Source organism: Stenotrophomonas sp. YAU14D1_LEIMI4_1 (genome assembly GCF_003086815.1).
In the GTDB taxonomy this organism is placed as follows: Bacteria; Pseudomonadota; Gammaproteobacteria; order Xanthomonadales; family Xanthomonadaceae; genus Stenotrophomonas.
The window spans coordinates 3,975,815-3,998,260 of the sequence record NZ_CP025997.1; the positions used below are offsets into that span (position 1 = coordinate 3,975,815).

Annotated in this window: 23 protein-coding genes and 1 pseudogene; 17 read left to right on the forward strand and 7 right to left on the reverse strand. The window is 66.7% G+C overall.

Going from position 1 to position 22,446, the window contains the following annotated elements:
* Nucleotides 1-171 precede the first annotated feature (171 nt).
* Nucleotides 172-2,277, forward strand: a complete 2,106-nt coding sequence (locus tag C1932_RS18215) for a phosphoglycerol transferase I (protein ID WP_108763104.1) — start codon at nucleotides 172-174, stop codon at nucleotides 2,275-2,277.
* Between the two features lie 379 nt (nucleotides 2,278-2,656).
* Here C1932_RS18215 and C1932_RS18220 read toward each other — a convergent pair whose 3' ends face one another.
* Together C1932_RS18220 and C1932_RS18225 are read right to left on the reverse strand one after the other, a co-directional pair.
* Entirely contained in the window at nucleotides 2,657-5,089 is a 2,433-nt protein-coding gene (locus tag C1932_RS18220) for a DUF3772 domain-containing protein (RefSeq protein WP_199911981.1), read from the reverse strand.
* A gap of 237 nt (nucleotides 5,090-5,326) precedes the next feature.
* Nucleotides 5,327-5,575 (reverse strand): hypothetical protein, encoded by a 249-nt coding sequence (locus C1932_RS18225; RefSeq protein WP_108751125.1) that lies wholly within the window; start codon nucleotides 5,573-5,575, stop codon nucleotides 5,327-5,329.
* Nucleotides 5,576-5,758: 183 nt separating this feature from the next.
* On the opposite strand from C1932_RS18225, the gene C1932_RS18230 reads away from it, so the two are divergent.
* The 3 genes from C1932_RS18230 (at nucleotide 5,759) to C1932_RS18240 (ending at nucleotide 8,167) form a co-directional block, all read left to right on the forward strand.
* Nucleotides 5,759-6,253, forward strand: coding sequence for a lipocalin family protein (locus C1932_RS18230; protein ID WP_108757809.1), 495 nt, complete (start codon nucleotides 5,759-5,761; stop codon nucleotides 6,251-6,253).
* A 12-nt stretch (nucleotides 6,254-6,265) separates the two neighbouring features.
* On the forward strand, nucleotides 6,266-7,477 hold the full coding sequence (locus tag C1932_RS18235) for an FAD-dependent oxidoreductase (protein WP_108763106.1): 1,212 nt from the start codon (nucleotides 6,266-6,268) through the stop codon (nucleotides 7,475-7,477).
* A gap of 201 nt (nucleotides 7,478-7,678) precedes the next feature.
* Complete coding sequence (locus C1932_RS18240) at nucleotides 7,679-8,167, forward strand: hypothetical protein (RefSeq protein WP_108763107.1); 489 nt, start codon at nucleotides 7,679-7,681, stop codon at nucleotides 8,165-8,167.
* A 73-nt stretch (nucleotides 8,168-8,240) separates the two neighbouring features.
* Here the strand turns inward: C1932_RS18240 and C1932_RS18245 are convergent, their stop codons facing one another.
* A complete protein-coding gene (locus tag C1932_RS18245; protein WP_108763108.1) occupies nucleotides 8,241-8,675 on the reverse strand; it encodes a PepSY domain-containing protein in 435 nt (144 codons plus the stop codon).
* Between the two features lie 144 nt (nucleotides 8,676-8,819).
* Between C1932_RS18245 and C1932_RS18250 the strand changes: the two genes are divergently transcribed.
* From C1932_RS18250 to C1932_RS18260, 3 genes are read left to right on the forward strand one after another with little or no spacing between them, the layout of a single operon-like run.
* A complete protein-coding gene (locus C1932_RS18250) occupies nucleotides 8,820-9,116 on the forward strand; it encodes a PepSY domain-containing protein (RefSeq protein ID WP_234412201.1) in 297 nt (98 codons plus the stop codon).
* Nucleotides 9,116-9,775, forward strand: a complete 660-nt coding sequence (locus C1932_RS18255) for a response regulator transcription factor (protein WP_108763110.1) — start codon at nucleotides 9,116-9,118, stop codon at nucleotides 9,773-9,775. The genes C1932_RS18250 and C1932_RS18255 overlap by 1 nt, the downstream gene beginning before the upstream one ends.
* Nucleotides 9,772-11,091: a sensor histidine kinase gene (locus C1932_RS18260; protein ID WP_108763111.1), complete on the forward strand. Its 1,320-nt coding sequence runs from the start codon at nucleotides 9,772-9,774 to the stop codon at nucleotides 11,089-11,091. Before C1932_RS18255 ends, C1932_RS18260 begins: the two co-directional genes overlap by 4 nt.
* Before the next feature lie 127 nt (nucleotides 11,092-11,218).
* Here the strand turns inward: C1932_RS18260 and C1932_RS18265 are convergent, their stop codons facing one another.
* Nucleotides 11,219-11,539 (reverse strand): DUF6122 family protein, encoded by a 321-nt coding sequence (locus C1932_RS18265; protein WP_065174355.1) that lies wholly within the window; start codon nucleotides 11,537-11,539, stop codon nucleotides 11,219-11,221.
* 57 nt (nucleotides 11,540-11,596) lie between these two features.
* The gene (gene speA / locus C1932_RS18270) at nucleotides 11,597-13,486 is read right to left on the reverse strand and encodes an arginine decarboxylase (RefSeq protein ID WP_108763112.1); all 1,890 of its coding nucleotides are present in this window, start codon (nucleotides 13,484-13,486) and stop codon (nucleotides 11,597-11,599) included.
* 179 nt (nucleotides 13,487-13,665) lie between these two features.
* On the opposite strand from speA, the gene speE reads away from it, so the two are divergent.
* Nucleotides 13,666-14,520 (forward strand): polyamine aminopropyltransferase, encoded by an 855-nt coding sequence (speE, locus tag C1932_RS18275; protein ID WP_108751135.1) that lies wholly within the window; start codon nucleotides 13,666-13,668, stop codon nucleotides 14,518-14,520.
* Between the two features lie 147 nt (nucleotides 14,521-14,667).
* Here the strand turns inward: speE and C1932_RS18280 are convergent, their stop codons facing one another.
* Nucleotides 14,668-15,573 (reverse strand): aspartyl/asparaginyl beta-hydroxylase domain-containing protein, encoded by a 906-nt coding sequence (locus C1932_RS18280; RefSeq protein ID WP_199911456.1) that lies wholly within the window; start codon nucleotides 15,571-15,573, stop codon nucleotides 14,668-14,670.
* A 224-nt stretch (nucleotides 15,574-15,797) separates the two neighbouring features.
* Here C1932_RS18280 and C1932_RS20135 point away from each other — a divergent pair.
* The 5 genes and pseudogenes from C1932_RS20135 to C1932_RS18300 all read left to right on the forward strand — a co-directional run.
* Nucleotides 15,798-16,109: pseudogene (locus tag C1932_RS20135) on the forward strand (alpha/beta fold hydrolase); the annotation flags it as partial.
* A 136-nt stretch (nucleotides 16,110-16,245) separates the two neighbouring features.
* The gene (locus C1932_RS20090) at nucleotides 16,246-16,527 is read left to right on the forward strand and encodes an alpha/beta hydrolase (protein WP_234412407.1); all 282 of its coding nucleotides are present in this window, start codon (nucleotides 16,246-16,248) and stop codon (nucleotides 16,525-16,527) included.
* 206 nt (nucleotides 16,528-16,733) lie between these two features.
* Complete coding sequence (locus C1932_RS18290; RefSeq protein ID WP_108757406.1) at nucleotides 16,734-17,393, forward strand: RIO1 family regulatory kinase/ATPase; 660 nt, start codon at nucleotides 16,734-16,736, stop codon at nucleotides 17,391-17,393.
* A 440-nt stretch (nucleotides 17,394-17,833) separates the two neighbouring features.
* Nucleotides 17,834-18,412 carry a hypothetical protein gene (locus tag C1932_RS18295; protein ID WP_234412204.1) on the forward strand — a complete coding sequence of 193 codons (579 nt, stop codon included), beginning with the start codon at nucleotides 17,834-17,836 and terminating at the stop codon, nucleotides 18,410-18,412.
* A 94-nt stretch (nucleotides 18,413-18,506) separates the two neighbouring features.
* Complete coding sequence (locus tag C1932_RS18300; RefSeq protein WP_108763113.1) at nucleotides 18,507-19,316, forward strand: trypsin-like serine protease; 810 nt, start codon at nucleotides 18,507-18,509, stop codon at nucleotides 19,314-19,316.
* A 128-nt stretch (nucleotides 19,317-19,444) separates the two neighbouring features.
* Here C1932_RS18300 and C1932_RS18305 read toward each other — a convergent pair whose 3' ends face one another.
* Nucleotides 19,445-19,783: a P-II family nitrogen regulator gene (locus C1932_RS18305; protein ID WP_108751139.1), complete on the reverse strand. Its 339-nt coding sequence runs from the start codon at nucleotides 19,781-19,783 to the stop codon at nucleotides 19,445-19,447.
* 136 nt (nucleotides 19,784-19,919) lie between these two features.
* On the opposite strand from C1932_RS18305, the gene C1932_RS18310 reads away from it, so the two are divergent.
* From C1932_RS18310 to C1932_RS18325, 4 genes are all read left to right on the forward strand, one after another.
* Nucleotides 19,920-20,171, forward strand: coding sequence for an accessory factor UbiK family protein (locus C1932_RS18310; protein WP_108754433.1), 252 nt, complete (start codon nucleotides 19,920-19,922; stop codon nucleotides 20,169-20,171).
* Nucleotides 20,172-20,661: 490 nt separating this feature from the next.
* Nucleotides 20,662-21,018, forward strand: coding sequence for a hypothetical protein (locus tag C1932_RS18315; RefSeq protein WP_108763114.1), 357 nt, complete (start codon nucleotides 20,662-20,664; stop codon nucleotides 21,016-21,018).
* Nucleotides 21,019-21,022: 4 nt separating this feature from the next.
* On the forward strand, nucleotides 21,023-21,517 hold the full coding sequence (locus tag C1932_RS18320; protein WP_108763115.1) for a cold-shock protein: 495 nt from the start codon (nucleotides 21,023-21,025) through the stop codon (nucleotides 21,515-21,517).
* A 426-nt stretch (nucleotides 21,518-21,943) separates the two neighbouring features.
* On the forward strand, nucleotides 21,944-22,249 hold the full coding sequence (locus tag C1932_RS18325) for a hypothetical protein (RefSeq protein ID WP_108763116.1): 306 nt from the start codon (nucleotides 21,944-21,946) through the stop codon (nucleotides 22,247-22,249).
* Nucleotides 22,250-22,446 lie beyond the last annotated feature (197 nt).

The window sequence follows — 22,446 nt, forward strand, 5'->3', positions numbered from 1 at the left end:
CAATGCGGCGCGATTTCACATCATGTAACGAACAAACATTTCAGTCAGGTTCGCGCAGGCATGATCGGGTCATCGACCTGTCATGTGTGTGTGCTTGCGGCAGCGTCGGTTGGATGGACACGCGTCGGTACGACGTCCATCACCACCACCCCGTCACTGCCGAAGCTGCCTATGCTCTGGATTCTGCTGCTGTCGCTGTTGCTGCTGGCCTGGTTGTTCCTCGCGTCCGATAAGTGGGTGTGGTGGAAGGCTGCCTTGTTCTCGCTGCTGCTGCTGTCGCTCAGTGCCTGGTGGCTGATCGACAAGCTCTCCGGCGATGGCCTGAATGCGGCCACCCTGTACCACCTGGGTGCCGACATGGAAGGCGCCGGCGTAGCCGACTTCAAGGGCTATATCGCTGGCTTCGTGGTGCTGGCATTGGTGTCGCTGCTGCCGCTGTTCGCCACCCGGGTGAAGCGTTGGCGCCGCCCCGGTCGTGGCGCAGCCTGGTTCGCAGGCTTCGCCGTGGTGTGGATGGCAACGATCTTCATCAGCCCACTGGCACGCGATGGCCAGCGTCTGTACCAGCAGCTGCGCCCGGTCGATTTCGCGCGCATCGCCCCCGAATACCAGGTGCCCACGCAGCCGCTGCAGCGCCCGCGCAACGTGGTGTGGATCTACGGCGAGAGCCTGGAACGCACCTATCTGGATGAGAACGTGTTCCCGGGGCTGATGCCCAACATCAATCGCCTTGCCAGCCAGTCGCTGGATGTGCGCGGCCTTGCATCGGCCGAAGGCAGCGGCTGGACCATTGCCGGCCTGGTGTCGTCGATGTGCGGCGTGCCACTGACCACCTCGCCCGGTGATGAGAACAGCATGGATCGCATGGGCAGCTTCCTGCCCAAGGCCGTGTGCCTGGGCGATTACCTGAAGCAGCAGGGCTACACCAACCACTATCTGGGCGGTGCCAACGGCCGCTTCGCCGGCAAGGGCCAGTTCCTGGCCAGCCACGGCTTCGACGAAGTACACGATCTGGACTGGTTCAAGCAGCAGAAGAAGATCGGCCGCGTGCATTACTCGCCGTGGGGCGTGCATGACGACGTGCTGCTGGATACCGCCTACCAGCGTTTCGAACAGCTCTCGCGCAAGGGCGAGCCGTTCATGCTGACCACGCTGACCATGGACACCCACCACCCAGCCGGGCACCTGCCGGTGGCCTGCAAGGGCCAGCGTTACCAGAGCCAGTACGGCAACATCAACATGCTCAATGCGCTCAAGTGCAGCGACCGGTTGATCTCGCAGCTGGTGCAGCGCATCCAGGCCAGCCCGTACGGCAAGGACACGCTGATCGTGATCGCCTCCGATCACCTGGCCATGCCCAACGACCTGAGCCACATCCTGACCCGGCAGAAGCGCGAGAACCTGCTGCTGTTTCTGGGCGATGGCATTGCCCCGCGCCAGCTGGCCACCGATACCGGCACCACGTTGGATTCGGGCGCCACCCTGCTCAGCCTGCTGGACCCGAACCTGAAGACCATGGGCTTTGGCCGTTCGCTGATCGACATCGAGCGCGCGCCCAGCGCCAGCGTGGCCACCCGCCGCGATGGCGGCCGCGACTACCCGCAGTACCTGGCCTTCGCCCGTTCGCTGTGGCTGGGCGAGCCAACCCGCGAACTGAAGATCGATGGCGATGACCAGGTGGTGGTGGGTCTGCAGCAGGTGCAGCCGCCGGTGCTGCTGGAGTACGACAAGGACTGGGCGCTGAAATCGGTGTATCTGGAAAACACCTCGCGCCAGTTCGACGATGCTGACCCGGACAACACGCTGGCCTACGTGGACCGCTGCACGGCGTTCGAGGACGGTTCGGCCGACGGCGACTGGTGCGCGCTGCTGGTGAACCGCGACAACGGCATCAAGCTGTACCGCGACGACGATCTGCGCGGTGGCATTGCCGTCGACGCGCCGCTGGAAGCCTTCCAGGGGCCGCGCCCCAGCGTGCGCCAGGCGCACATGATCACCCAGAAGGGCCGCCGCACCCGCGCCGGCCAGTACATGCTGCAGCTGGTGGCCAGCACGCGCCCGGACCGTGGCTTCTGGATCGAAGCGGTGTCGTCGCAGCGCAAGGTGGTGCTGGCGCAGCAGTGGGTGCAGCCCGATGCCGACGGCAAGATCAACGTCTCGTTCGGTCTGGACCACGAAGTGGACGATCTGGAGATCCGCGCGTGGTTGAACCATGCCGAGAAGCTGGCCGTGGATACCTTCGCCCTGGTGCCCTCGCGCGGCAGACCGCGGGGGTGAGGGGGGGTGCGGCAGGGCTGCGCCCTGCACCTGCTAAATGCAACGGCAACGGCAACGGCAGAAGCGTGCATTACGAGGGATGGTGGGGCGGTGCCCCGCGGCTGTGGGTAGGTGTCGACCTTGGTCGACACATCTGTCAGATATCGAATTGCTTCTGGGGTCAGATCCGTTTTCCTACGGAGAACGGATCTGACCCCCAGCGCACTCCCCACAGATCGCGGCCAACTGTCGAAGGCGGGGTGGGTCCGGTTGCGGCGTCCCCCTCAACCGGCCCCACCCCGCCAACCCTCAGCCCACCCGCCTTTGACGTTGCTTCAGTCGAGCATGGCTCGACTCTACAGCAGGTGCAGGGCTACAAGCCCTGCAGACAAAAACTCCCTTACTCCGCCGGGGTGTCGCGTACCAGGTGGATGTCGGTCGGGGTGGACAGCGGAATATCCCGCTCGGCCAGGATCTGCAGCAGACTGAAATACAGATCGCTGCGCGTGCCGTACACCTGCCGCGGGCTGGCCACGTAGGCGAAGCTGTTGAACGTGATCTGGCCACCGGCAATGCTGTCGATATACACCGACGGCGCCGGCTGCTGCAGCACCGACGTGTGCGCACCATAGGCATCCAGCAGCGCCTGCCGCAGCCCCGCCACATCGGTACTGGTGGGCACCGCGAACTGGATCTGGATCCGGCCCTGGTTGTTGCCCATCGTCATGTTGCGGATCGTCTTGGTGATCAACTCCGAATTCGGCACGATCAGCGTGGACTTGTCACCCACCTGGATCTCGGTCGAACGCACGTTGATGCGGCGGATATCGCCTTCCTGGTCACCCAGCTTCACCCAGTCGCCAATCTTCACCGGCCGCTCGGCCAGCAGGATCAGACCGGAAACGAAGTTCTGGATGATCGCCTGCAGGCCGAAACCGATACCCACCGACAGCGCGCTGACCAGCAGCGCCAGGTTCTTCAGGTTCAGGCCCATCGCGGTCAGTGCCCACAGGCCCACCAGGATGATGCCCACGTAGCCGGCAATCGTGCTGATCGAATTGCGCGCGCCCAGGTCCAGCTCGGTCTTGGGCAGGTAGGTGTCGGTCAGCCAGCGCTGCATCAGCTGGGTCAGGCCGATGCCCACCAGCAGCACCAACACACCGGTGACGATGCGGCCGGGCTGCAGCGTCAGGTCCTTGTTGATCACGATGCCGTTGGCCAGCGAGCCGATGCGCTCGACGATCGTGCCGATATTGCCGAACGGCGCCGCCAGCGCCAGCAGCGCGATCAGCACCACCAGGGTGCGCAGCATCGCCGACAGCAGCACACCGGCCTGCTCCAGCCGCGACACGCTCAAGCCGGTGCTGAGCAGGATGGTCTGGCCCACCTTGCTGTCGGCGTTCAGCAGCCAGGTGCAGAAGTCGTCGACGAACTTGAACAGCAGCATGGCGGCCATCACCACGATGGTGCCGCCGATCAGTTGCTGGTTCACGAACTTGGCGAAGTTCACGTAGCCCAGCAGGGTGGCGATGATCGCCGCCACCACGGCTGCGTTGCCGGCCACGCGGGCCAGCACCAGCCAGCTGCCACGCCGCACTGGGGTCGCCACGGTCTGGCCGTCGGCCTGCGCTTCCAGCTTGGCTTCGGCTTCGGCGGTTTGCCGGCGGTGCAGCCGCGCCAGCGTCACCAGCATGGCCATGATCAGGCCCAGGTAGGTCAGCGCGATCACACCATCCAGCGCCACGGTGGTGACATCACTGGTGCGCGTGGCGCGGTCGATGGCCACCAGCACCGTGCTCAGCCAGGCCAGCGCTGCGGCGCCCCAGGCGTACTTGCGCAGTTTCAACGCCGCGGTGTCATCCAGGTTCAACAGGCGCCACGACGGGCGCGTCGGCACCAGCAGGCAGGCACTGAGCGCGGCAATGAAGGCGGCGGCGAAGGTGGCCTGCTGCACGCCTTCGGCCACGGTCTGCAGGCGCGGGGCGATGGCGCCGATGGCGTTCAACGAAGCGATGAACACCACCACCGCGTAGCCCGGCAACAGGGTGCCCACCAGCAGCAACCACATGGCCAGGCCGGAACGGCGCAGGCGCCCGTCCGGGGCGCGTTCGGAAGCGGCGAAACGGCGACCGAGCGAACGCAGCCACAGGCGCAGCGGGAACATCATCACCAGCGCGGCCAGCAGGCCCAGCAGCGGCGTGCTCCAACCTTCCTTGCGCAGGGCAGCGGCCAGGGCATCGCGGCCCTGTGCGGCCAACGGGGTCACCCGCGAAACATCCACCGGCAACTGGTCGGCCACCTTGCGCCACAGCGAGGGCGACAACGGCGAATCCACCTTCTGGCCCAGCTCTTCGGTGCGCTGGGCGGTGCGCTGCTTGTCGATATCGGTGGCTAACTGGCCGGCGCGCACGGCGCTGGCCTTGGCCTGGGCGATGGACGCGGCAAGCGCATCGCGCTGGCGGGTCAGGTTGCGGCGCTGTGCCGCCAGTTCGGGCAGTTCGGTGGTGCCGTCGGGCGCCGGGCCAAGCTGGCTCAGCTGCTCGTTCAATTGATCCAATTGCGGCTGCAGGCTTTTGTCCAGCGCCTCGGCATCGCGGCGCGCCTGCGAAGCGGTTTCGGACAGCATCGCCAGCGTTTCGATGGCGTCGGCGGCGTCGCGCTTGCGCTCCACATCCTTCAGGCTGGCCTCGATGCTGGCCAGCTGCTGCTTCGGCGTGGGGTCGTCATCCTGGGCCAGCACCGGCGCAGCCAGCAGCAGCGCACCACACAACAGCAGCGCCAGCGACGGGCCACGTTTCAGGATCGTTCGGAAGAAGGAAAGCAAGCCAGCCACACCGGTTCGCGCGGACCACCGCGCCTGCGCGCGACTATACGGCACAGGGGGTAACGCCCGCGTAGAGTCGAGAGAAGCAGTCGAGCAAGCTCGACTCTACAGTAGCCTGCCGCCCCCTCTGTCGTAGAGTCGAGCTTGCTCGACTGGCGGGATGTTCGGCACCGCGCGGAAAGCAGTCGAGCAAGCTCGACTCTACCGCCCCTCGGCGTCGGCCGCCCGCGCCGGGCGCCCGCGCGTTCAGTACTTCAACCGCAGTTCTTCCACCTGCGGCTGCTGCGCGGCATACCAGTCCTGGAATTCTTCCTCGGTAATCTCATCCGGCGCGTACACCGCGATCGGGTGCCACGGGTGGTCGGTGGGCAGCGGCTGTCGTGGGCCCGCGCGCAGGCTGTAGCTCACGCCCTGGTAGTCCACCAGGTCATCGACCTGCGGCCACTGCTCGCGCGCGAACGCGGTTTCACTCTTCAACAGAATCACCTGGTACATCGGCACCTCCACTGCCTTGGAATCGGAAAAACCCGGCGCTGGCCGCAGCATACCGCCGCAACCGGCACCGCACCTGCACCGCCACGGCGACGCAATGTTCTGGACACCACCCTCGCCCCGGCTTCACCCGGCCATGGCAGCCGCGTGGGCAAGGTGGGGAACCGCCCGCAACCGCGCACAACCATGACCGACCTGCCGCCGCTGAAGACCGTCACCGACCTCAAGCTGCCCCGCTACCTGGGCACCTGGTACGAGATCGCCCGCCTGCCCATGCGCCACGAACCAGAGGGCTGCACCGATGTCTCGGCGCACTACCGGCTGCTGGACAACGGCAACGTGGGCGTGACCAACCGCTGCCGCATGGACGGCGAAGTGGAGGAAGCCACCGGTGAAGCCAGCGCCGTGGACAACGACAGCGCGCGCCTGGAAGTCAGCTTCCTGCCCAAGGGCCTGCGCTGGCTGCCGTTCGCCAAGGGCGACTACTGGGTCATCCAGGTCGCCCCGGACTACAGCGTGGCCCTGGTCGGCAGCCCTGACCGCAACTACCTGTGGCTGCTGTCCCGGCAGCCGCAGCTCGATGCCACCGTGCGCGACCATTATCTGGCCACCGCGCAGCAGCAGGGCTTCGATCTGTCCGAACTGATCCACACCCCGCACACCGGCCACCCCACTGCCTGAGCCCCGGCCTCCATGGACCTGAAAAGTGGCTACCCGTGGTGGGCGGTGCGCAACGGCCTGCTGCATGCGTTCCCGCCGCTGCAGCAGGACCTGCAATGCGATGTGCTGGTGGTGGGCGGCGGCGTAACCGGTGCGCTGATCGCCGATGAACTGTGCGGGCATGGCCACGATGTGGCCGTGATCGAGCAGCGCGACATCGGCTGGGGCAGCACCTCGGCCAGCACCGCGCTGCTGCAGTACGAGATCGATACCCATCTGCTGGAACTGGCCGAGCAGTACGGTCCGGACGCGGCCACCCTGGCCTACCGGGCCTGTGCCGAAGCGCTGCCTGCCCTGCGCGACGCCGCCCGCGGCCTGCGTGGCGTGGATTTCCAGCGCATGGACAGCCTGTACCTGGCCAGCCGCAGCCGCGACGTACCGCGCCTGATGGCCGAGGGCGACGCACGCCGCCGCGCCGGCCTGGATGCCCGCTGGCAGACCCCACAGCGCCTGCGCGAACACTTCGGCGTGGATGCCGGCGGCGCCCTGCTGACCCGGCAGGCCGCGCGCGTGGACCCCTACGCGCTGACCTATGGGCTGCTGCAGCGCCTGCAGCGGCGCGGCTGCGGTGTGTACGACCGCACCGTGCTGGAGGCCCTGCAGCCCGGCCCACGCGGCGTGATCGCACGCACCGCCGCCGGCGCGGTCATCAAGGCGCGCCATGTGGTGCTGGCCATGGGCTACGCCACCCAGCATTGGCTGAAGCCACGTGTGGCCCGCAACCGCAGCAGCTACGCCTTCATCACCGACCCCATCGATGCGCAGGTGCTGGGTCCCCTGCAGCAGACCATGGTGTGGGAAAGCGCGCGGCCGTACCTGTACCTGCGTGCCACCGGCGAAGGGCGCCTGCTGGTGGGCGGGCTGGACGATGCCATCGACGTGCCTGCGCGCCGCGACCGTCGCGTGCAGGGCAAGGCCAGGCAGCTGATGAAGCAGTTGCTGCACTGGTTCCCGCAGTTGCAGCCGACCCCGGCGTTCTCGTGGGCGGGCACGTTCGCCGAGACCGCCGACGGCCTGCCGTTCTTCGGCCCGCACGCGCAGTGGGGGCCACGGGTGCACTTCGCCATGGCCTACGGTGGTAACGGCATTACGTATTCGATGATCGGCGCCGGGATGCTGCGCTCCGGGCTGGAGCGGCGGCGGCACCCGCTGCAGGGCCTGTTCGGGTTTGAACGGCGGGCGTGACGCCCGCCTTTCGTAGAGTCGAGCTTGCTCGACTGCTTCTGCCAACAGCAGTCGAGCATGGCTCGACTCTACAAGGGCGGCAGAGCGGCAGTCGAGCAAGCTCGACTCTACGGGCCGGCTACAGGCATCATTCAAGCAACGCCTGCTAGCGTCGGCCTGTACCGCCGCGTGTTGCGCGGCCCCTTGCGTTGGAGCGTCGTGATGATCCGCCCCCTGTCCCTGCTGCTGTGCCTGGCCGCCCTACCGGGCGCCGCGCTTGCCCAGTCCGCCGCCGGTGCCACCGCGCCGCAGGCCTCGGGCCTGGACCTGTCGGTGCCGCAGGCGCCGATGCGCTACCTGAACGACCCGTCCCTGCCGCAGGACCCGCCCGGCACCTACTACGGTGACAAGAGCGGCCCGCGCGTGCATGACGATGCAAAGATCGCCGACGTGCAGGACGACAAGCTGAAGGTCTCCGGCAGCTTCACCACCGGCATCGGCTATTCGAAGAACACCGGCAACAGCCACTACAACGCGGCCACCCTGAACCTGAGCAAGAACTACACCACCGATGAAGGCAAGACCCGCGGGGTCAACGTCAACATCCATGTGAGCGAAGGCAAGGGCCCGGGGTACTTCGGGCCCTATGGCGGCGGTTACTACGGTGGTGGCCCGGGGTATTGGGATTACCCGCCGCCGTACGGCTGGTAAGCCAATGACCCGGTAGGTGTCGACCTTGGTCGACACGCTCTGCCGACCAAGGTCGGCAGCTACCAGCGTTCGGTCAATCCAGCCAGCCGTCGCGCTCGCTGTGCAGGATGCGGCCGTCGTAACCGCTCAAGCGCACTTCCACCTTCTGGTTGCGGGCATTGCGCGCTTCCAGCGACCAGGTCGCGCCATCACGTTCCAGCGAATGGATTTCGCGCAGACCCTGCGCCTGCGCCTTGGCCAGCACCTGTTCGGTGCCCAGCAGCGCGCGGCCGTTGTGCTCATCGAAGATTTCACCGGTCTTGGGGTCCACGTAGACCTCGCTGAAACGGCCATCGGCGCGGCTGACGTCGGCCTCCCACAGGCCATCATCGCGCTCGATCTCGTGAATCTGGGTGTAGCCGGCCTTGCGCAGGGTCTGTTCCACCTGGGCGATGCCCAGCGGGGCCGCCTGGGCGGCGGGGGCCAGGGCGAGTGCGGCCACGGTGGCCAGGGCGAGGGACTTCAGCATGGGGGTTCTCCTGTTGGGGCCGGACCATCCCGGCAACACCAGCTTGCCCACGCTGCCTAACAGGCCCTTAGCCGCGCCTGTTAGTCGATGGTTAGCCAACGCTGGCACACTCGCGCCATCTCCCTCCGCATGTCGCATTTGGCCTTGAACGTTTTCCCTGCCCTGTCCCTGCTGTTGGCCCTGGCCAGCGCCCCCGTTGCCGCCGGGCCCAGCCAGGACCCGGAACAGCAGGTGGCGCGCCGCGCGGTGCAGCAGGGCCGCTATGTGCCGCTGGAGAGCGTGGTGCGCGACGCACTGAAGCGCCATGCCGGGCAACTGCTGGAAGTGGAACTGGACGATGGCGTGTACGAGGTCGAGATCCTGCGCGCCGACGGCGTGGTGGTAGAGCTGGACTATGATGCGCGCACCGGCAAGCTGCTGAAGACGGAGCTGGACGACTGATGCGCATCCTGCTGGCCGAGGACGATGAGGCCCTGGCACTGCGCCTGCAGCCGCTGCTGGAACAGGCCGGCTACGTGGTGCAGGTGGTGGCCGATGGCCGCCAGGCCGAAGAGATCGGGCAGGTGGACGACATCCAGGCCGCCATCGTCGATCTGGGCCTGCCCGGCCTGGACGGTCTGAGCGTGATCGAACGCTGGCGCAGCAACGGCCGCACGTTCCCGGTGCTGGTGCTGACCGCGCGCGGGCGCTGGCACGACAAACTGGCCGGTTTTGACGCCGGTGCCGACGACTACCTGACCAAACCCTTCCAGGCCGACGAACTGATCCTGCGCCTGCGGGCGCTGATCCGCCGCAGTCACGGCCACGCCAGCCCGCGCCTGCAATGCGGCCCGCTGCAGCTGGACGTGAATGCCGGGCGCTTCGAGCTGGACGGTGAGGCGCTGGCGCTGAGCCCGCAGGAATTCCGCCTGCTGAGCTGCTTCATCCACCACAGCGGCCAGGTGATCGGCCGCGACCGCCTGGGCGAACACGTGTTCGATGGCGGGCTGGACCCCGATTCCAACGCGCTGGACGTGCTGCTGGGCCGGGTGCGGCGCAAGCTGGGGGTGGATCTGATCCAGACCGTGCGCGGCCAGGGCTGGCGGCTGGCCCCGCCGTGAGCGGGCAGCCCTCGCTGCGGCGCCGCCTGCTGCTGGCCGGCGGCGTGGGCCTGCTGCTGGTGTCGGTGCTGGCCAGCGCGCTGCTGGGCGAGCTGTACCAGCGCAGCGCGCGCGATCGGCTGGACCAGGAACTGCAGCAGGACATGCTGACCCTGCTGGCGCAGGCAGAAATCGGCGCCGATGGCCAACTGCACCTGCGCCAGGAACCCAACGATGCGCGCTTCCAGCGGGTGTTTTCCGGCGCCTACTGGCAGGTGGCCGATGAAGCCGGCACGGTGCTGCTGCAGTCGCGCTCGCTGTGGGACGAAACGCTGCCGGTTACCGGCAACGGCCCGGCAACACGCGACCTGCCCGGGCCGTTGCAGCAGTCGCTGCGCGCACGCGTGCAGCAGGTGCGCCTGCCGCGCGCCAGTGGCCCGTACCTGGCCGTGGTGGCCACCGATCGCAGTGCGCTGGACGCCGACGTGGCGACCTTCCGCCAGCGCACCGCCATCGCACTGGCCATCCTGGTGGCTGCGTGGCTGGCGGTGCTGGCCAGCCAGGTGCATTTCGGCCTGCGCCCGCTGCAGCGGCTGGGCGCGCAACTGGAACGCGTGCGCCGCGGCGAGGCGCAGCAGATCGATAGCACCGGCCTGGGTGCGGAGATCGCGCCGCTGGGCGAAGAACTGAACACCCTGCTGGACCACCAGCAGCGCATGGTGGCGCGCGCACGCACCAGCGCGCAGGATCTGGCGCACGCACTGAAGACGCCGCTGAGCGTGCTGGCAGCGGAAGCGGACGGCGACGGCCACGACTGGCGCCGTACCCTGCGCGAACAGGGCGCACGCATGCAGGCCAGCGTGGACCGCTATCTGGCTGCGGGCATCAGTGCCGACCACCGCCAACGCACCGAGGTGGAACCGGTGGCACAGGCGCTGTGCGGCCTGATGGCGCGCGTACACGGCGAACGTGGCGTGACCTTCGTTGCCGAGGTGATGGCACCGGCACTGCGCTTCGCAGGTGCGGGCGAAGACCTGGAGGAAATGCTGGGCAACCTGCTGGACAACGCGGGCAAGTGGGCCACGCAGCAGGTGCGCGTTACCGCGGTGGCCGAAGACGGGCAGCTGCGCATCGACGTACGCGACGACGGCCCCGGCTTGGCCGCCGCGGCGCTGGCGCGGGTGACCGAGCGCGGCGTGCGCCTGGATGAGCGCGCCGGCAGCAGCGGCCTGGGGCTGGCCATCGTGGGCGATATTGCCGCCAGTTATGGCGGGCGATTGGCGTTGCAGAACGCACAGCCGGGGCTGCGGGCCACGTTGTGGTTGCCGGTGGGGTGACACGTCGCTGCGCTCGCCCCGCCACGACCGGTAGGTGTCGACCTTGGTCGACACACCATGCCGACCAAGGTCGGCATCTACCAAAGCAGCGCAACGGCCCTGCCAACGCATGGAACCGCGTTGGCCGTCAGCGGTGGTGCATCCACCAGCAGTCGATGGCGTCCAGCACGATGTGGATCACCAGCCCGATACCCACGAGCCGGGTTTTCTTCGGCACGCACAGGCCGGCATACACCGCAATCGCCGGTGCGGTGTGCAGCGGGTGGAAACCGATGCTGCAGCGGTTCGGCGCGTAGATCGGGTCGGCCAGCAGATGGTCCAGATCAATGATCCAGCCCAGCAGCATCAGCAGCCACGCTGAGGCGAAGCGCTTGCGCCAGAACAGCCATGCCAGCAGGGCTGGCACGGCGGCATGCAGGAACAGATGGAAGATCGCACGGGCGCTCATCGGGCGAGGCTCACCAAGACCGGTAGCGCCGGGCCAGGCCCGGCGTTCCCGTGAACATCAGACCAGCGGTTCGTCGGACAGGTAGGTGTAGCCGGTCAGGCCCGCTTCCAGCGCTTCGGACAGTTCCTGCGCACGCTCCGGCGACAGATCGGCCGCCGCCACGCGCTGGGCGTAGGCCGCACGCAGGTCGTCCAGCTTGTAGCCCACGTAGTCCAGCATCACGTCGGTGGTATCACCGCGGCGCTGCTGGGTGATCGCGTAGCCATCGGCATCGGCCACCACTTCCACCGCGTCGGTATCGCCGAACAGGTTGTGGATGTCGCCCAGGATTTCCTGGTAGGCACCCACCATGAAGAAACCGATGCGGTAGCTTTCACCGTGCTTGATCGCGTGCAGCGGCAGCGAGGTGTCCAGGCTTTCGTTCTCGACATAGGTCTTCACCATGCCGTCCGAATCGCAGGTCATGTCAGCGATGATGCCGCGGCGGTCCGGGGTCTCGTTCAGGCGCTCAATCGGCACGATCGGGAACACCTGGTCGATCGCCCAGGCATCGGGAATCGATTCGAACACGCTGAAGTTGACGAAGTACTTGTCCACCAGGCGCTCGTTCAGTTCATCCAGCGCCGGGCGGTGGCTCTTTTCGTCGTAGCTCAGGCGCGCGCGCACGCCGTGGGCGATGGCGTAGAACAGATCGTCGATGCGCGCACGCTGCGGCAGGTCGATCTGGCCCAGCGCGTAGCTGGCCAGGCCTTCGGCATGGAAATGCTGCGCTTCCTGGAACAGTTCCACCGCCGGGCGCACGTCCAGTTCCTCGTGGATCTCGCGCAGGTGGCGGATCGAGGCCGGCTCGTCGTCGTGTGCGTCGGGCACGCGGCCTTCCTGCGCCTGCTCCACTTCAGAAACGTTGGCGATCAGCACCGCGTGGTGCGCGGTCATCGCGCGGCCGCATTCGGTCACGATGCGCGGCGGGGTCAGGCCGTGTTCTTCGCAGGCATTGGCCAGCGGCTGCACGATGTTGCTGGCGTAGGAATGCAGGCCGTAGTTGATCGAGCAGAAGCTGCGCGAACGGGTGCCTTCGTAATCCACGCCCAGACCGCCACCCACGTCCACGTGGGTGATCTTCGCGCCCAGCTGCGACAGCTCGACGAAGTAGCGGGTGGCCTCGCGCATGCCGTTGGCGATGTCGCGCACGTTGGAAATCTGCGAGCCCATATGGAAATGCAGCAGGCTCAGGCAGTCGGCGTATTCGGTATCGCGCAGCGACTTCCACAGGTCCAGCAGCTGGCGCGGGGACAGGCCGAACTTGGCCTTGTCGCCACCGCTGTTCTGCCACTTGCCGGCGCCCAGCGAGGCCAGGCGCATGCGCACGCCCAGGCCCGGCTTCACGTCCAGTGCCTTGGATTCCTCCAGCACCAGCTTCAGCTCGGACGGCTTCTCGATCACGATGAAGGTCTGCAGGCCCAGCTTGCGGCCGATCAGGGCCAGGCGGATGTACTCGCGGTCCTTGTAGCCGTTGCAGACGATCAGGCCACCCGGGCGCGACAGCGCCAGCACGGCCATCAGTTCGGGCTTGCTGCCCGCTTCCAGGCCGAAGCCTTCACCGTGGTGGCTGGCCAGGGTGCCGGCCACGCCGCGGTGCTGGTTCACCTTGATCGGGTACACGGCGGTGTAGCCGCCGGTGTAGTCCCAGTCCTGCTGGGCCTGGGCGAAGGCCGCCTGCAGCTTGCCCAGGCGCTGGCCCAGGATGTCCGGGAAGCGCACCAGCAGCGGCAGCTTGGCGCCGCCTTCACGCGCGGCGTCCACCACCTTGGGCAGCGATACCACCGGGCCGTCCGCCCCGGTCGGTCTCACCACCATGTGCCCGGCCTGATCCACATCGAAGTAACCATCCGCCCAATGCGGGATCGAGTAGGTCTTGCGGGCTTGGTCGAGGGACCAATCGGTCATTGCAGTCGGCCTTGTTGGCAATAAAAGGGGGGGCATGATAACGCCTATATGCCCACAGGTTCGTTATCATGCGCGCCCGCGCCCGTGGCAGGTCTGAACCTGAACGGGCCGATCCGTCCGGAAGCGAGGCACCCCGCCGTCAGCCCGGCTCCATCCCCTCCGAACAGGACCGTATCTCCATGACTGACAGCAGCAACTGGTACATCGAACACTTCGAACGCACTGGCTCGGCCATCGGCTACCGCATCACCGGCAAGCTGGACGAAGTGCAGTCGCCGTTCCAGAAGATCGAAATCTTCCAGACCACCGACTGGGGCAACCTGATGACCATCGACGGGGCCATCATGCTGACCAGCAAGGACAATTTCTTCTACCACGAGATGATCAGCCACCCGGTGCTGTTCACCCACGCCGCGCCCAAGCGCGTGGTCATCATCGGTGGCGGCGACTGCGGCACCCTGCGCGAAGTGCTTAAGCACAGCGGCGTGGAGAGCGTGACCCAGTGCGATATCGACGAGCAGGTCACCGTGATGGCGCGCAAGCACTTCCCGGAACTGTGCGATTCCAACGATGACGCCCGTGCCGAACTGCTGTTCGACGACGGCGTGGCCTACATGGCCAACTGCCCGGCCGGCAGCGTGGACGTGGTGATCGTCGATTCCACCGACCCGGTGGGCCCGGGCGAAGGTCTGTTCAACAAAGCCTTCTACGAAAGCTGCTTCAAGGCCCTGAAGGACGACGGCATCCTGGTGCAGCAGTCCGAGTCGCCGCTGATGCAGCTGGAGCTGATCAACGAAATGCGCACGGAAATGGGCAAGGCCGGCTTCGGCTCGTTCAAGACCCTGCCGTTCCCGCAGCCGTGCTACCCCACCGGCTGGTGGAGCGTGACCATGGCCCGCAAGGGCGAGAGCGGTTTCGACTTCCGCCAGGCCGATTCGGCCGCCAAGACCTTCAACACCCTGTACTACACCGCCGCGCTGCACACCGGCGTGCTGGTGACCCCGCCGTTCGTGCAGGCGGCACTGAAGGGTTGATCCAAACAAAAACCCGCGCTGGCGACAGCGCGGGCTTCTTGTTTCTGTAGAGTCGAGCTTGCTCGACTGCTTTTGCACCCAGCCGTAGAGCAGTCGAGCAAGCTCGACTCTACGATCCGGCGCGTATGGTTTCCGGCGGCCGTTCGGTCAGATCGCCCAGATACCGGCAATCACCGCTACCACCAGGCCCCACTTGATCACCTGGTAGGCCACCACGCTGCGTTCGCGCAGGGCCTTGGCCTTCAGGCGCACCTTGTACAGGCCACCGAAGGCCTTGTTCACGCCACCGGTCGGGTCACCGGGCAGGTTCGGCGATGCACCGCCGGCCAGCAACGTGGCCGCCACCGCGCGGTTGAACAGGCCCGGCAGGCCGAAGCGCAGCGGGCGGGCGATATCGCAGAACAGAATCACGCGGTCCTGGTCGGTCTCGTTGTGCGCATGGTGGATATAGGTCTCGTCGAACATCATCCACTCGCCATCGCGCCAGCTCTTCTTCACCCCGTCCACCACGATGTAGCAGCCATCGTCGTTGGGCGTGCTCAGGCCCAGGTGCAGGCGCAGCGAACCGGCGAACGGGTCGCGGTGCGGGCGCAGTTCGCTGCCCGGCGGCAGCTGCGCGAACATCGCCGCACGCACATCGGGAATCGATTCGATCAGCGCCACGGTCTTCGGGCACATGGCCTTGGCCGACGGGTGCGACGGGCCGTACCACTTCAGGTAGAAGCGCTTCCAGCCGCGGCGGAAGAACGAATTGAAGCCAGCATCGTTGTAGCTGCTGGAGGCGGCGATCTTCTGCGCATCGCGCAGCGCCAGCGCCTCATCGCGGATCACCTGCCAGTTCTGGCGCAGCGGTTCCAGCTGTGGCAGCTCCTTGCCCGGGTCCAGGAACGGCGTGGTCGGCACCTTCGAGAACAGGTACATGATCACGTTGATCGGGGCCATGAAGCTGGAATGGTCCAGCAACTGGCGCGACCAGCGCGCGCGGACCTTGCCGCGGAAATGGATGTACAGCACGCAGGCCACGAACAGCGCTGCCAGGACAATCTTGATGATCAAAACACTTTCCTCCAGCGGGTGCCGGACAGGGAAACGAACGATGCGGCCGCGCGGCCTGCACCAGGTTGGGGACGCGGCAGGGGACGGTGACGTGCCGGGTGGGAGCGGCCGCCGATGTCGCGGATTAACAGCTTATGGTCGGCAGCCGGTGGGCCGTGGTCAAGTTGCCCGTGCGTCCGGTTCAGCATCACGTGGCTGAACGGCTGGCCTACACTTCCCGCATGCCTGCCCGTGCGACCGCCGATTACCCCGCCCTGAGTGCCCGCTACGCGGATTTCTTTCCCGGCCAGCCGACTGCCACAGCGCGCAGTGAAGCCTTCCGCTGGGCCGGTGGCACGCTGCGCCTGGACCGTCACGGCCCGCGCCAGGCGCCGCTGACGGTGGTGCTGGTACATGGCGCCGGCGGCTATGGCCGCATGTTCGCGCCGCTGGCCGCCGCACTGGCCGACGCCGGCCATGAAGTGTTGGCGCCGGATCTGCCCGGCTACGGCTTGAGCCCGGCGCACTGGGCACAGGTGGACTACGCGGCCTGGAAGCGCGCCCTGCTGCCGACCCTGCGGCCGCTCAGCCAGCTGACCCGTGGGCTGCGGGTGCCGGTGCGCTGGTTCACCCACATGCAGCGCATGTCGCGCGATCCCGCCCTGACGGCCCTGGTCTGGCGCCGATCCGTTGGGCGGCGGCAACCGGGTGCCGGTCGGCCTGCTGGCCTCGCTGTTCGGCACCGCCCCGGCACTGGAACCCGAACAGTTCCAGCGCTGCCCCGTACTGATGCTGCACCCGGCCTGCGACGACTGGACCCCGGTGGCCGTCAGCGACCGCTTCTACCAGCGCCTGGCCGCGCCCAAGCAGCGCGTGCTGCTGGACGGCAGCGGCCACTTCCCGGTGGAACAGCCGGGGCTGGACCAGCTACGCGATGCACTGCTGCCGTTCCTACAACGTATTGATAGGTAAAGACATATTGGATAACTGAGACGGAATTGTCCGAGCCTGCGCGACGAACTGTTCCAGCCACGACCCCGACATTTCTACGACAAACCGTGGAATAGCGAACTCGGCGGTACTAAAATTGTACTTAACGAAAGTTTAGCTAATCCCCCCAGTCGTACCGGTTCGCTTGACGCTCAGCGCCGCCCACCGGGTCGTCCGAGACCCCGCACATGACTCTCTCTGCCTCCCCCTCCCCGTCCTGCGGCGATGACGCCGTGGCCCCGCTGCTGCTTAAGCGCGGCGATCGTTTCCTGGCCCCGGACGTCTACCGCACCTGCATGGACGGCCGCCCGGCCGTGGTGAAGGACTATTCCCGCTACCGCGGCACGCCGGTTTCGCTGATCGCGCGCCTGATGGTGCGCCGCGAAGCACGCATGCTGCAGCGCCTGGGCGGCTGGAAGCACGCCCCGGCCCTGCTGGGCACCTTGGGCGGCTTGGCGCTGGGCATGGAATTCATTCCCGGCCAGACCCTGAGCACGGCCCAGGCGGTGGGCAACGACGTGTTCGAACAGCTGCAGCACGCCCTCAGCCGCCTGCACGCCGCCGGCATCACCCACAACGACCTGCACGGCACCAATGTGGTGGTGAGCGCCGGCGTACCGGTGCTGCTGGACTTCACCTCGGCCTGGCGCGTACCGCGCTGGCTGCGCCGCAACCCGCTCAGCCGCCAGCTGAGCCGCAGCGACATGAAGAACCTGCTGAAGATGCGCCAGCGCGTGACCGGCCAGGCCCCGAGCGCCGCGCAGGCTGCCCTGGTGGCCGACCCGGGCTGGGTGTCCGCCGTGCGCCAGAGCTGGAAGCGGTTCTACAAGTGGGCAAAGCAGCGTTAAGCGCTGTTTCGCGGCCGCGTGGGTGCATGGCCTGGCGGCGTTGAATGTTTGACGGGATGGAATGCCTGACGGGTTGGAACGCCTGACGGGTTGGAACGCCTGACGGGATGGAACGCCTGACGGGTTGGAACGCCTGACGGGATGGAACGCCTGACGGGATGGAACGCCTGACGGGATGGAACGCCTGACGGGATGGAACGCCTGACGGGGTAGAGTCGACTGTTAGTCGACTGCTCTTCCCGTCCGTGACCGAAATGCCCGCGCTGCGCGCGGTAGTCGACTAACAGTCGACTCTACCCCGTCGCATTCCGGCATCCCGTCGCGTCGCGTCTGCGATACTCCTCGGCACGCCACTCGCAAGGACGCTGGGTATGCCGACACCGGAACACACCCGCCTGCTGACTGCAGCCGCCCGATCCATCCTGCGCCCATTGGGCTGCATGCAGAAAGGCCGTTCGCGCACCTGGCTTGACGACCACGGCTGGTGGGTCGGGGTGATCGAGTTCCAGCCCTCGGCATGGAGCAGGGGCAGCTATCTCAATGTCGGCGCGTGCTGGCTCTGGGAAGAGAAGGATTTCCTGTCCTTCGATGCCGGCTACCGCGTCGCCCCGTTCCAGCCCTTCACCGATACCGCCGAATTTACCGCGGTCGCACAGGCACTGGCCGAGCAGGCCGCCGCCGAGGTACTGGCCCTGCGTGACCGCTTCCCCACCCCGGGGCATGTGCGTGCACTGATGCGCCGTCACCCCAATCCACGCATCCGCGAACACATGCATGCCGGCATCACCGCCGGGCTGGCGGGCGCTTACGACGAGGGTCGCAGGCACTTCGCACTGGCCGCCGCAGAAACCGATCAAGCGCCCTGGGTCGATGCGCTGAAGCAATGCGGTGCCGAACTCGTGCCGCTGTTGCAACCTGGTGGCGGCTTCGAGGCAGAGATCGCCGCCATCGTGACGCGCACCCGCCGCGCACTCCGTCTGCCGGAGTGGCAGTCGTCACCCCTCATTCCGCCGGGTTGATCGCACCGGGAGGGCAGTTCGTCGCACACGGGTGTTCGCGCCAGCCAATCCCGGCTAGGGTCATCGCCTTCCACGCACAGGACTGCACCGAACCATGCGCCGCTGGCTCCTACTCGCCCTGGCTACCCTGCCCTTCACCGCCGGCGCCATCGTCATCCGCAGCGATGTGGATGACAGCGCCTACCGCGTACCGGCCTCCGAATTCCCGGCCCTGGCCGACCTGCCCGGCGAGGGCCACGGCGTCCTGATCGCGCCGCGCTGGGTAGTGACCGCCGCACACGCCGCGCCCATGGAAGGCATGGACGCCGAAGTGCAGATCAACGGTCACCCGTACCGTGTCGAGCGCGTGTTCGTGCATCCCGGGTACCGGCGCATGCCCGACGCGCTTGGCCAGGCGGCGCTGGCGTCAGGCAACCCAGGCCCCATCCACGCCTTCCTCGCCGCCTCCGATGACATCGCCCTGATCCAGCTGGCCGCACCGGTCAGCGACGTTGCGCCGGTTCGCCTCTATCGTGGTCAGGCCGAAGCGGGAAAGATCGCTACCCTGGTCGGCAAGGGCGCCACGGGCACCGGCATGACCGGGCTGGCGCCGGGTGGATCGCACCGCGGCGTACTGCGCCGCGCGGAAAACGCGGTGACCGGCGGCAATGATCGTTATCTCTGGTATCGATTCGACGGCCCCGGCGACGGCCTGCCGCTGGAAGGCGTGCTTGGCAGCGGTGACAGCGGCGGCCCCTTGATGATCCGCGACGCTCAGGGCTGGCAGCTGATCGGCCTGGGTTCGTGGATCACCGCAGTGCCCGAGCATGCGCTTGAAGCCGGCTACTACGGGCAGGTGGTGCACAACGTGCGCATTTCGCGCTATGCCGACTGGATCGACCGCGTGATGCGCACCGCCCCGTAGAGTCGACTGTTAGTCGACTATCGCGCGCAGCGCGGGCATTTCGGTCACGGACGGGAAGAGCAGTCGACTGACAGTCGACTCTACCCCGTCGCGTTTCGACATTCCGCCGCCCACAGGCCACAGCCCACTTACAGCGCGTCAGCGTCCAGTTCACCCGTACGAATACGCACCACGCTGCCCAGGTCGTACACAAACACCTTGCCGTCGCCGATCTTGCCGGTGCCTGCGGCCTTCACGATGGATTCCACCACGGCCTCCACCTGGTCGTCGGTCACGGCCACTTCCAGCTTCACCTTCGGCAGGAAATCCACCACGTATTCGGCGCCGCGGTACAGCTCGGTATGGCCCTTCTGCCGACCAAAGCCCTTCACCTCGGTTACCGTAATGCCGGTCACCCCGCGCTCGGCCAGCGCTTCGCGCACGTCGTCGAGCTTGAACGGCTTGATTACCGCCATGACCATCTTCATCGCCAATCTCCTGTATTCCGGCGTGGAGGATAGCGCCTGAACGCGCCCGGTGCGAAACCGCCCACGCCTGTGCGGGCGACCGGCCCGGCAGTATCCTTGTGGCCTGCACGGCCCGCCCGCACCCCGGAGTACCCCCATGATCGACCTGAACCAGCTGGATGACCTTGCCCGCCGCCTGAGCGACCTGGTGCCGCCGGGCCTGCGCGAATCGCGCGAGGAACTGCAGGCCACCTTCAAGAGCGCGCTGCAGGCCGGCCTGGCCAAGCTGGACCTGGTGACCCGCGAGGAGTTTGAAGTGCAGCGTGCGGTGCTGTTGAAGACCCGCGAGAAGCTGGATGCGCTGGAAGCCACGGTGCGCGAACTGGAAGGGCGCGGCAGCGCGGAGTAAACGAGGCGGCGGTGCAATGCCGCCGTTACTTTGGGCCATGGTTACCGCCGGCAGCAGCGCGGTCGATGTCGCATTTGCCACAGCCAGCGACCCCATAGTGGAAAACCCGGCACATAACGTCCAATCCTTGCAGAAGCGCTGCCCTGCAAGGCTCTCGCCGCCATTCCACGCTGTGCCACAATGCCGAAAGCGACCAGGGCCTTGGCGTCTTTGACCCCATCCCCTTGGCATCTCCAACAACATCTGGCAACTCTGGTAGGGCCACCGAAAACGGGTGGTCGGGCGTCGAAAACCCGGTTTGCTGTTGTTGTTTACGCTTGTCAGCCGGCACCACCGCGCGTGGTGCCGGCTGGCAATCCGTCTGCCGGCTATGGCGGGCGGTGCGTGGGGGTCTTGTACCCGCCGGCCTCAACAGCAACCGGTTTTCGAGCCACGCATCGTCCGCCACCTTTATCGGTGGCGGCTTCTGCCTGCATGCACGGAGCCAGCCATGACCACGCCACACTCCCCGCCACCGCGCCCTATCCAGGAAGCGCCCTCGCCCACCCCAGCGCGTGATCCCAACAGCCTGATTGCCGTGCTGCACAGCATCGGCGCCGGTGCTGCCGCCGACGGCCAGCCCTGGCCCGAACGCCACCCGTTGCGCAGCCGGCAGATCGCCCTGGCCGACGCCGACTGCGCCCTGACCGGCCAGCGCATCGTGCAAGAACTGCTGCTGGCCGCCGAGCGCACACGGCAGAACGGCGAGCCCGATCAGTACGTGGGCGACCGCGTGATGGAGGGCCTGGTAATGGCAGATGTCGCGCTGACGGCATTCATCCACGAACGCCTGCGGCCACAGGAGTAAGCGCATGAAGAGGAACGCGTTTACCGCTGTTGCCGCCTGCATCGCGCTGTTCGGCACCGTGTGGGTCGCCTGGCCCGCGCCGGCCAGCGAACAGGTGTGGTCGTACCAGAAGCTGCAGCCGGTGGATTACCGCCAATTGCACAGCAATGCGCTCGCCTTCGTTAAGGTGAAGAGGCGACAGGGGTTTGAGTTGCGTGCGCGTGATGGCGGCGCTGGCCCGGTGTCATTCGAGATCCTGTGCAGAGGCGTGCAGGTGTTGGACGTGGAGAACACGGCCGCGCGCGTGGTGATCCGAATGCCGGGTGATGCGCAGATGCGCGCGCCGGATATCGAGAACCTACGCGCCAGTTTCGTGCGTTGGATGACGATCTATCAGAACGACAGCTGGTTGCTGACGGAGCGGGCGGGGCCGTCATGGATCGAGAAGCGGATGGAGCCGGGTGAGGCGATGGCTGAGAGTGAGCGTTGTCTGGTTGGGAGGCATTTGGAGGCTGGTTAGGCGCGTGCCCGTCAATGCCGGAGACCAATCGCATCATGCCGGCCAGCCGTCTCGGCCAACACAAAGCGCGCCATCTTGAGCATCTTGCGAACCAGCGGCGCAGAGGCTTGGCGGCAGTGATGGGAACAATCGCATCGCCCGCCATGCTGTCGCAATCAGCCAATATTCCGGAAGCAGCTCGGCACCAAGCCCGTAGGGGACAGGCCTCACCCACAACCTACCCACGCGGTAGCGGGGCCGACTCCGTAGGCGTCACTGCCGGAGTGAGCTTGTCACACGACGTGACCAGCGTCGCGGCTGGAGTTCAGCACTCGTGCATATACTCAGCCCAAGCAGTTCGTTTCGCTGAACGTAAACGCCTGAAGACACAAGGGAGCTGCCATGCGGCACGCCACACCACCTCCCGTTCCCCAGCGACTGCGCGAGATGCTCAAGGACTACCCGGAGCATATTCAAAAATTGCAGTCTGCGTTGAACCACGTAGCCGAAAAGCCGTCTACGGGCATACCCGTAATCGAGCAGGCAATCTGGGCGCTGGAGGATGCGCTCGAGAGGTTTGCTCTGGACGCAGGCAAGGAAACCAAAGTGGCCGAAGCCAGCGGCGATCCTCTGGCTGTTGAACAGGCCGCGGCGCGAGAATCATTGATGTTTCTTGCTGCATCAAAGACTGTGTGGGTGGCAGACAGAGAGCTTTCAGAATACTTCCGGGCACGAGGGAAGTTCCGTTTATGAGACTACTGACGGTCAACTGGATCCCGCCGTCCACGCAAAGACTGTCCAAGAGAAGGTGCTTCCCCGGAGCCGTCTACATGACTTGCCTTCCCATGAAAGCCCCACGGCTATCATTCCAGGAGCGCAGCCCGGCTCAGGCAAAGGAAGCCGGCGCCTTGCCCGCAGCATTTGCCGCCTCGGAGACACCCCAGCAAACC